Origin of the sequence: Streptomyces sp. NPDC059456, assembly GCF_042750055.1 — a bacterium.
In the GTDB taxonomy this organism is placed as follows: domain Bacteria; phylum Actinomycetota; class Actinomycetes; order Streptomycetales; family Streptomycetaceae; genus Streptomyces.
Genome location: NZ_JBHYVA010000452.1, coordinates 1 through 7,079 on the forward strand (window position 1 = coordinate 1; position 7,079 = coordinate 7,079).

Annotated in this window: 10 protein-coding genes; 7 read left to right on the forward strand and 3 right to left on the reverse strand. The window is 70.4% G+C overall.

Annotated features, from left to right (window positions below; genetic code table 11):
• The first annotated feature begins 224 nt into the window (after positions 1-224).
• The 3 genes from ACFXA3_RS29990 to ACFXA3_RS30000 all read left to right on the forward strand — a co-directional run bounded on the left by ACFXA3_RS29990 (position 225) and on the right by ACFXA3_RS30000 (position 2,769).
• Positions 225-758: a hypothetical protein gene (locus tag ACFXA3_RS29990; protein WP_385191719.1), complete on the forward strand. Its 534-nt coding sequence runs from the start codon at positions 225-227 to the stop codon at positions 756-758.
• Positions 759-832: 74 nt separating this feature from the next.
• Positions 833-1,837, forward strand: coding sequence for an NlpC/P60 family protein (locus ACFXA3_RS29995; RefSeq protein WP_385191730.1), 1,005 nt, complete (start codon positions 833-835; stop codon positions 1,835-1,837).
• Between the two features lie 215 nt (positions 1,838-2,052).
• On the forward strand, positions 2,053-2,769 hold the full coding sequence (locus tag ACFXA3_RS30000; protein WP_385191721.1) for a phosphatase PAP2 family protein: 717 nt from the start codon (positions 2,053-2,055) through the stop codon (positions 2,767-2,769).
• A 114-nt stretch (positions 2,770-2,883) separates the two neighbouring features.
• On the opposite strand, the gene ACFXA3_RS30005 is transcribed toward ACFXA3_RS30000, so the two are convergent.
• Entirely contained in the window at positions 2,884-3,117 is a 234-nt protein-coding gene (locus ACFXA3_RS30005) for a hypothetical protein (protein ID WP_385191722.1), read from the reverse strand.
• Between the two features lie 141 nt (positions 3,118-3,258).
• Positions 3,259-3,423: a hypothetical protein gene (locus ACFXA3_RS30010; protein WP_376199577.1), complete on the reverse strand. Its 165-nt coding sequence runs from the start codon at positions 3,421-3,423 to the stop codon at positions 3,259-3,261.
• Positions 3,424-3,601: 178 nt separating this feature from the next.
• Here ACFXA3_RS30010 and ACFXA3_RS30015 point away from each other — a divergent pair, with 178 nt between their 5' ends.
• On the forward strand, positions 3,602-4,435 hold the full coding sequence (locus ACFXA3_RS30015) for a hypothetical protein (RefSeq protein WP_385191724.1): 834 nt from the start codon (positions 3,602-3,604) through the stop codon (positions 4,433-4,435).
• A 152-nt stretch (positions 4,436-4,587) separates the two neighbouring features.
• Positions 4,588-4,740 carry a hypothetical protein gene (locus ACFXA3_RS30020; RefSeq protein WP_327284098.1) on the forward strand — a complete coding sequence of 51 codons (153 nt, stop codon included), beginning with the start codon at positions 4,588-4,590 and terminating at the stop codon, positions 4,738-4,740.
• Between the two features lie 66 nt (positions 4,741-4,806).
• On the opposite strand, the gene ACFXA3_RS30025 is transcribed toward ACFXA3_RS30020, so the two are convergent.
• Positions 4,807-5,145 (reverse strand): metal-sensitive transcriptional regulator, encoded by a 339-nt coding sequence (locus tag ACFXA3_RS30025; protein ID WP_385191726.1) that lies wholly within the window; start codon positions 5,143-5,145, stop codon positions 4,807-4,809.
• A 204-nt stretch (positions 5,146-5,349) separates the two neighbouring features.
• Here ACFXA3_RS30025 and ACFXA3_RS30030 point away from each other — a divergent pair, with 204 nt between their 5' ends.
• On the forward strand, positions 5,350-5,970 hold the full coding sequence (locus tag ACFXA3_RS30030; RefSeq protein WP_030157116.1) for a DUF47 domain-containing protein: 621 nt from the start codon (positions 5,350-5,352) through the stop codon (positions 5,968-5,970).
• A gap of 5 nt (positions 5,971-5,975) precedes the next feature.
• Positions 5,976-6,977 (forward strand): anion permease, encoded by a 1,002-nt coding sequence (locus tag ACFXA3_RS30035; protein WP_385191728.1) that lies wholly within the window; start codon positions 5,976-5,978, stop codon positions 6,975-6,977.
• The last annotated feature ends 102 nt before the right edge of the window (positions 6,978-7,079 follow it).

Below are 7,079 nucleotides of genomic sequence, written 5' to 3' on the forward strand. Positions count from 1 at the left end.
GCCGCGGGGGGGGGGGCGGCCCCCCCCCCGGGGGGGCCCCCCGCCGTCCCCCCCCCAGCGCGGGGGGGGGGGCGGGGGGGGGCGCCCCGCCCCCGGGCCTGCCGGCCGGGCAGAGCACACCGGCCGGGTCCGGCGCGCAGTCCCCGGTCACGCCGTCCTCCCCCGGGCAGGCCGCTTCGAGCTCGGCATCGCCCTCTCGGGGAGCCGTCGCCGGGTCGGCGGCGGTGCCCGACCACATCGAGGCGAACACCGTGTCCCGGGACCTGTGGACCGGCACCGTCCCGGGCGGCGGGAGTTGCAACCTGCCCGCCGAGGAGCGGGCGGAGTTCCTGGTGGGTTCCGTCGTCGACGCGGACGAGCCGGACGCGAAGACGGTCACGGGCAAGGTCAAGATCCATGTGTACCTGAAGCCGTACAACACGGAGAAGCCTCCCTACACCGTCTCCATCGGGGTCAAACCTCCGCACGAGATCGACCAGAGCACGCAGCGGCCCTACGAGTCCGTGCGCGACTACAACCACGGCATCGGCTACACCAGCAAGCCCGTCGATCTCGCGGACAAGGCTTCCGGCGGCAGCGTGGAGCTCACGTATCCCGACGACTTCGCCATGAAGTTCGTGGACAACGAGGGGAACCCGAAGACTTTTCCCGCCATCCCGCTCGCGAATGACCCGGGTGCCTGGACCGTGGTGTTCTACCGGGTCAGGGGCGTCAAGGAGTACGCCAACATCTACTGCACCGGCTTTCCGGTGAAATAGTGCCGAGTCAGGCTGACGAAAGCACTGTCAGACCGCTTGCCATGAGGCAGTGTTGACGAGTGCGCAAGTTCTGGATGGCAAGCGGGATCGGGATCGGCGTGTGCCTGACCTTCGTCGCGCTACTGGTCGTCGGTACGTACTCGGCGGCGGCGGGCATCGTGAGCACGGGCAGGGCGGGCGCCGTCGGGCTGGCCAAGGGAGCGGTTCCCGCGCTCTACCAGCCGCTGGTGCAGAAGTGGGGAAACCTTTGCCCCGCCCTCAACCCGGCGCTGCTGGCGGCGCAGTTGTACACCGAGAGCGGCTGGAAGGTCGACGCGCTGAGTCACGCGGATGCGCGGGGCATCGCCCAGTTCATCCCGGAAACCTGGGCCACGTACGGGGTCGACGGGAACGGCGACGGTAAACGGGACATCTGGGACCCGAGTGACGCCATCCCCTCAGCGGCGTCCTACGACTGCCAGCTCGCGAAGGACGTTGCGTCCGTACCGGGTGACATCTCCGACAACATGCTCGCCGCGTACAACGCCGGCCCCTATCGCGTGATCAAGGCCGGAGGCGTGCCTCCGATCAGCGAGACCCAGGGCTACGTGAAGTCCATCCGGGCCCTGGAGAAGAGCTTCGCGCGCCCCGTCGGGCGGGTGGCGCCGTCTCAGCAGGCCGCCGGTGCGATCTACTTCGCGCAGAAGCAGTTGGGGACCCCGTACCTGTGGGGCGGCAACGGGACGCCGGACCAGGACGGGCGGTTCGACTGCTCGGGGCTGACCAAGGCAGCGTACGAGTCGGTGGGGATCGAGCTGCCGCGGGTCGCCAACGACCAGTACAACGCCGGTCCGCATCCCCCGCGGGGCGAACTGCTCCCCGGAGACCTGGTGTTCTTCTCCGATGATCTGACGAACTCCCGGGCGATCCACCACGTCGGCCTCTACGTGGGCGGCGGATACATGATCAACGCCCCGTACACCGGTGCCGTGATCCGCTTCGACAAGATCGACACCCCGGACTACTTCGGCGCGACCCGCGTCACGAAGGACGGGGCCGAGGCGCTGCCCGACCGTACGGCCGACGCCAAGTCCCCGTAGCCGGGCGGTTGGCGACGCTGCGTTAACCAAGGGCCCTGAGCTGCGACGATCAGTCACTCTTCGATAACGTTGCCGTGATCATTCGGTGGAGAGTGGAACGTGCGCTTCAGAACGGGCGTTCCATGGACACAGTCTTGATCAACCGGGGGGGTTCAGGGGCGCACACAGGGGTGCGCCCGAGGGGAACCGAGCAAGGGCTAAGGGGCCGCATCGCCATGGCTGGACTCACAAGTAGTGGGCCGAACGTGGACGTAAGCCTGCTGTACGACGTCAACGGACTGGCCCGGCACGCCCCTGCCGCGGTCGACCGGGGCGTCGCACTCGTCAGCGCGTACGGGATCCCGTTGGCCCTGGTCCTCCTCTTCCTGTGGTGCTGGCACGGGATGCGCCGGGCGGACGAGGTCACCGCCGCCGAGTCCTTCGCCGCACTCGTGTGGGCGCCGCTCGCCGCCGCGCTCGCGCTCCTGTTGAACGTTCCGGTGCGTTCGCTCGTCGCACGGCCGAGGCCGTTCGTCGCACACGACGGCCTCGACGTCCTCGCACCGCACACCGGGCCCGGGGACTTCTCCTTCGTCAGCGGTCACGCCACCCTCGCGATGGCCCTGGGCGTCGGCCTGTTCCTCGCGAACCGCAGGCTCGGGCTCGTCGGGATCGGCCTGGCCCTCGCCGAGGGTTTCTGCCGCGTGTACCTCGGGGTGCACTACCCGACCGACGTCATCGGCGGTTTCGCGCTCGGCACCGCCGTCGTCCTGCTGCTCGCCCCCCTCGCGATGGCGCTGCTGACCCCGCTGGTGCGGGTGGTGGCCCGCTCGCCGCGCGCCGGCCGGCTGGTCCGCGCCAGGCGGCTCGCCGTGCCCCGCCCGGTGGACCTCGCGCAGCCCCAGACCCCGCCCCCCGCCTGCCTCCCGCACGAGAGCGACCTCGCCGCCTAGTTCACTGCCGGCCGTACGCGTGCCATGCGCAGATCAGGACCGCCGCCAGGAGGCACAGGCACGCCGCGCCGAAACACAGGCGGACCGCCTTCGGGCGCGGGCGCGGGCGCGGGGTCACGGTTCCCCGTGGTCCGTGCCGCGGCCCTCGGAGTCGTCCTCGCGGCGGTGGCGCGAGCGCAGCCACAGCCCGGTCGTCACGGCCGCGACGGCGGTCGCCCCGATGGCCAGGGCCACGTCGGCCGGACCGTCCGCCGAGCCCGTCGGGCGCGCCGAGGCCGCGGCGGCGGGCGCGAGGGCGATGAGCAGGGCCCAGAGGAGGGCGGTGACGCGGGCTGCGGGTCCTGGCATGCATCCAGGGCATCCGCTCCCGGGTGCGTCGGCCAGCCGGGCCGTCCGAACGGGCGATGCGGTCCGAACGGGCGATGCGGTCCGAGCGGGCGATGCCGTGCGAACGGGCGGTCAGGAGTCCGGCCCCCCCCGGGCCCCGGCCTAGGCCGAAGGGTGGCGGTCCGCGTCCTTGCGGGCCAGGTCGCGGGAGCGGCGGGCCGGGCCTCTCCAGCCGCAGGTGCACAGGGCCAGGCAGAACGAGCCGCGTTCGGCGGTGCTCGTGGTGTGCCCGGTGGGCGGCCGCTCCGTGGGACGGGGGAGCGGCACGGCTTCAAGCGGAGGGACCAGCGACGCTTTGGTGTGCGAATCCACATCACCACGGTACCTGGGTCCGGCAAGGGGGCCGGGGCCGCGGCGGCCCGTGACGGGAAACCCCGGACCTCGTTAAACGGAGCGGGTGGGGGCCTCGGGCAAGCAGCGGTCATGCGTTGGGGGTTGGCAGGCGATGGTGGTGCACCAGCACAGGCGGCGGCGCGGGCGTGCGGGTGAGGCGGTGCTCGCCTTCGGGATGGCCGTGACCATGGCCGCGATGAGCGGGTGCGCAGCCGCGGACAAGGAGGACGAGCGGCCTCCCGCCGACCCGGTCGCGACCGTACGGGGAGCCGCCGACCTGCTGGCGAAGACCGGTAGCGCGCAGGCCCGTACGGCGATGGAGATGGCCACCGGCGGGACCCGGGTCACGATCCGCGGCGAGGGCGGGGTCGACTTCAAGAACCGGATGGGCCAGCTCCTGGTGATGCTCCCGGCCGACGCGGCGGGCAAGGACGAGCACCGGCCCATCACCGAGCTGCTCGTCCCCGGGGCCCTGTACATGAAGAACCGGGGCGCGGGCGTGCCCGCCGACAAGTGGGTCCGGGTGGACACGACGACCCTCGCGGACGGGAACCTCGTCACGGGCGGGGCCACCGACCCGCTGGCCGCGGCCGAGCTGCTGCGCGGCGTGCAGGAGGCGACGTACGTGGGCGAGACCGAGGTGGCGGGCACCAAGGTGCGCCACTACCGCGGGACCACCGACATCGGGCAGGCCGCGAAGAACGCCTCACCGGCGGTCAAGGGGGCACTGGAGGCGGCGGCGAAAGGGTTCAGCAAGGGAACGGTCCCCTTCGACGTGTACCTCGACGAGCAGGGCCGGCTGCGCAAGGTCCGCCACCGCTTCAGCTACGTCAACAATGGCGTGATCGATGTCTCCTCCACCACGCTGCTGTACGGGTTCGGGACGCCGGTGACCGTCGTATTGCCCGCAAGCGGGGACATTTACGCCGGGAAGATCGCCGAGTAGCCGGCCGGACGGTCCCGGGGCGGCGCGATCGGGCCATGGCCCGGTATCCGGAAATGGTCCATCCGTGTCATGCGCACAGCGCCCGGCCCTCCCTACGCTGAGAGAGAGCGCCTACGACCGATGACCGATGACGGCAGATTGAGGTGACACGCGTGACTCCCGCAGGCGGTACGACGGTGCAGGACCACGTGGCGCTCGCCGAGATCGAGCTGTGCGGCGAGCTGATCATCGCGGCGTCCACGGCGGACGAGGAGCGGCTCAGCCAGGACCGGATCGACGAGGTCCTGATGGGTCTCGGGCTGTAGCCGCGTCCGCGGTGGGGACCGGAGGCCGGCGTGCTCGGGTGGTCCGGTGCCCGGGCGTCCGGGTGCTCAGGTGCGCAGCAGCCGGGCGATCGCCTTCGTCGCTTCCTCGACCTTGGCGTCGATCTCGGCCCCGCCCTTGACGGCCGCGTCGGCGACGCAGTGCCGCAGGTGTTCTTCGAGCAGCTGGAGCGCGAAGGACTGGAGGGCCTTCGTGCTCGCCGAGACCTGGGTGAGTATGTCGATGCAGTAGACGTCCTCGTCGACGAGCCGCTGCAGACCGCGGATCTGGCCCTCGATCCGGCGCAGTCGCTTGAGGTGCTCGTCCTTCTGGTGGTGGTAGCCGTGCACCGTGCCGGTACCGGTGGCGACGTCGGCTCCGGGGCCTTCCGCCTCGATGGCAGTCATGCGTCCTCCCGTGGTCCGGATCGAGGGGTACATACCCCTCATGGGTATAGGGTACTGGGCTCTTGCCGGAGCGGCAGGGGCCCGTGCTGCTCACTCTGCCTGATGGAGGACACTGGGGAACCGCCCGGAACCGCCGGTTAGCCGTGGCCGGGGGATGCGCCTAGCATCAGCCTGACCGAATCCAATGCACCCCGAGGACCTCACGTGCGATTTCGTCTGACCCCCAGGGAGACGAGCTTCTACGACATGTTCGCCGCATCCGCGGACAACATCGTCACGGGCTCCAAGCTCCTGATGGAACTGCTCGGAGCGGACTCCTCCGCCCGGGCCGAGATCGCGGAGCGGATGCGGGCAGCCGAGCACGCGGGGGACGACGCCACCCACGCGATCTTCCACCAGCTGAACTCCTCCTTCATCACGCCGTTCGACCGCGAGGACATCTACAACCTGGCCTCGTCCCTCGACGACATCATGGACTTCATGGAGGAGGCCGTCGACCTGGTCGTCCTCTATCAGGTGGAGGAGCTCCCCAAGGGTGTCGAGCAGCAGATCGAGGTGCTGGCGCGGGCGGCCGAGCTGACCGCCGAGGCCATGCCGCACCTGCGGACGATGGACAACCTGACCGAGTACTGGATCGAGGTCAACCGCCTCGAGAACCAGGCCGACCAGATCCACCGCAAGCTGCTCGCCCAGCTCTTCAACGGCAAGTACGACGCCATCGAGGTGCTGAAGCTCAAGCAGATCGTCGACGTGCTCGAAGAGGCGGCCGACGCGTTCGAGCACGTCGCGAACACGGTGGAGACCATCGCGGTCAAGGAGTCCTGAACCTCGTGGACACCTTCGCTCTGATCGTGACCATCGGTGTCGCGCTCGGTTTCACGTACACCAACGGTTTCCACGACTCGGCGAACGCGATCGCGACCTCGGTCTCGACCCGCGCGCTGACCCCGCGCGCCGCCCTCGCGATGGCCGCGGTGATGAACCTGGCCGGTGCCTTCCTGGGCAGCGGGGTCGCCAAGACGGTCAGTGAGGGCCTGATCGAGACGCCCACCGGCAAGACCGGCATGTGGATCCTCTTCGCGGCCCTGGTCGGCGCGATCGTCTGGAATCTGATCACCTGGTACTTCGGGCTCCCGTCCTCCTCCTCGCACGCGCTGTTCGGCGGCATGGTGGGCGCGGCGCTGGCCGGCGGCACCGGTGTCATCTGGAGCGGGGTGATCGACAAGGTCGTCATCCCGATGTTCGTCTCGCCGGTCGTCGGCCTGATCGTCGGTTACCTGGTGATGGTGGCCATCCTGTGGATGTTCCGCAGGTCCAACCCGCACAAGGCCAAGCACGGCTTCCGCATCGCGCAGACCGTGTCCGCGGCTGGCATGGCGCTCGGCCACGGTCTCCAGGACGCGCAGAAGACCATGGGCATCGTCGTGATGGCCCTGGTCATCGCCGATGTGCAGGCAGCCGACGCGCCGATCCCGATCTGGGTCAAGATCGTGTGCGCCATCATGCTGTCGCTCGGTACGTACGCGGGCGGCTGGCGCATCATGCGGACCCTCGGCCGCAAGATCATCGAGCTGGACCCGCCGCAGGGCTTCGCGGCCGAGACCACCGGCGCCTCGATCATGTTCGGCTCGGCGTTCCTGTTCCACGCGCCGATCTCCACCACCCACGTGATCACCTCGGCGATCATGGGTGTGGGCGCCACCAAGCGCGTCAACGCGGTCCGCTGGGGCGTCGCCAAGAACATCGTCCTGGGCTGGTTCATCACCATGCCGGCCGCGGCCCTGGTCGCCGCGCTCTGCTACTGGATCGTCGACCTGGCCTTCGTCGGCTAGCGGACGCACCCGGAAACGAAAGCGGGGGGGGGGGGCCCCCCCCCCCGGGGGGCGGCCCGGGTGGCGGGGGGGGGGGCCCCGCCCCGCCCCACCCGCCCCCGC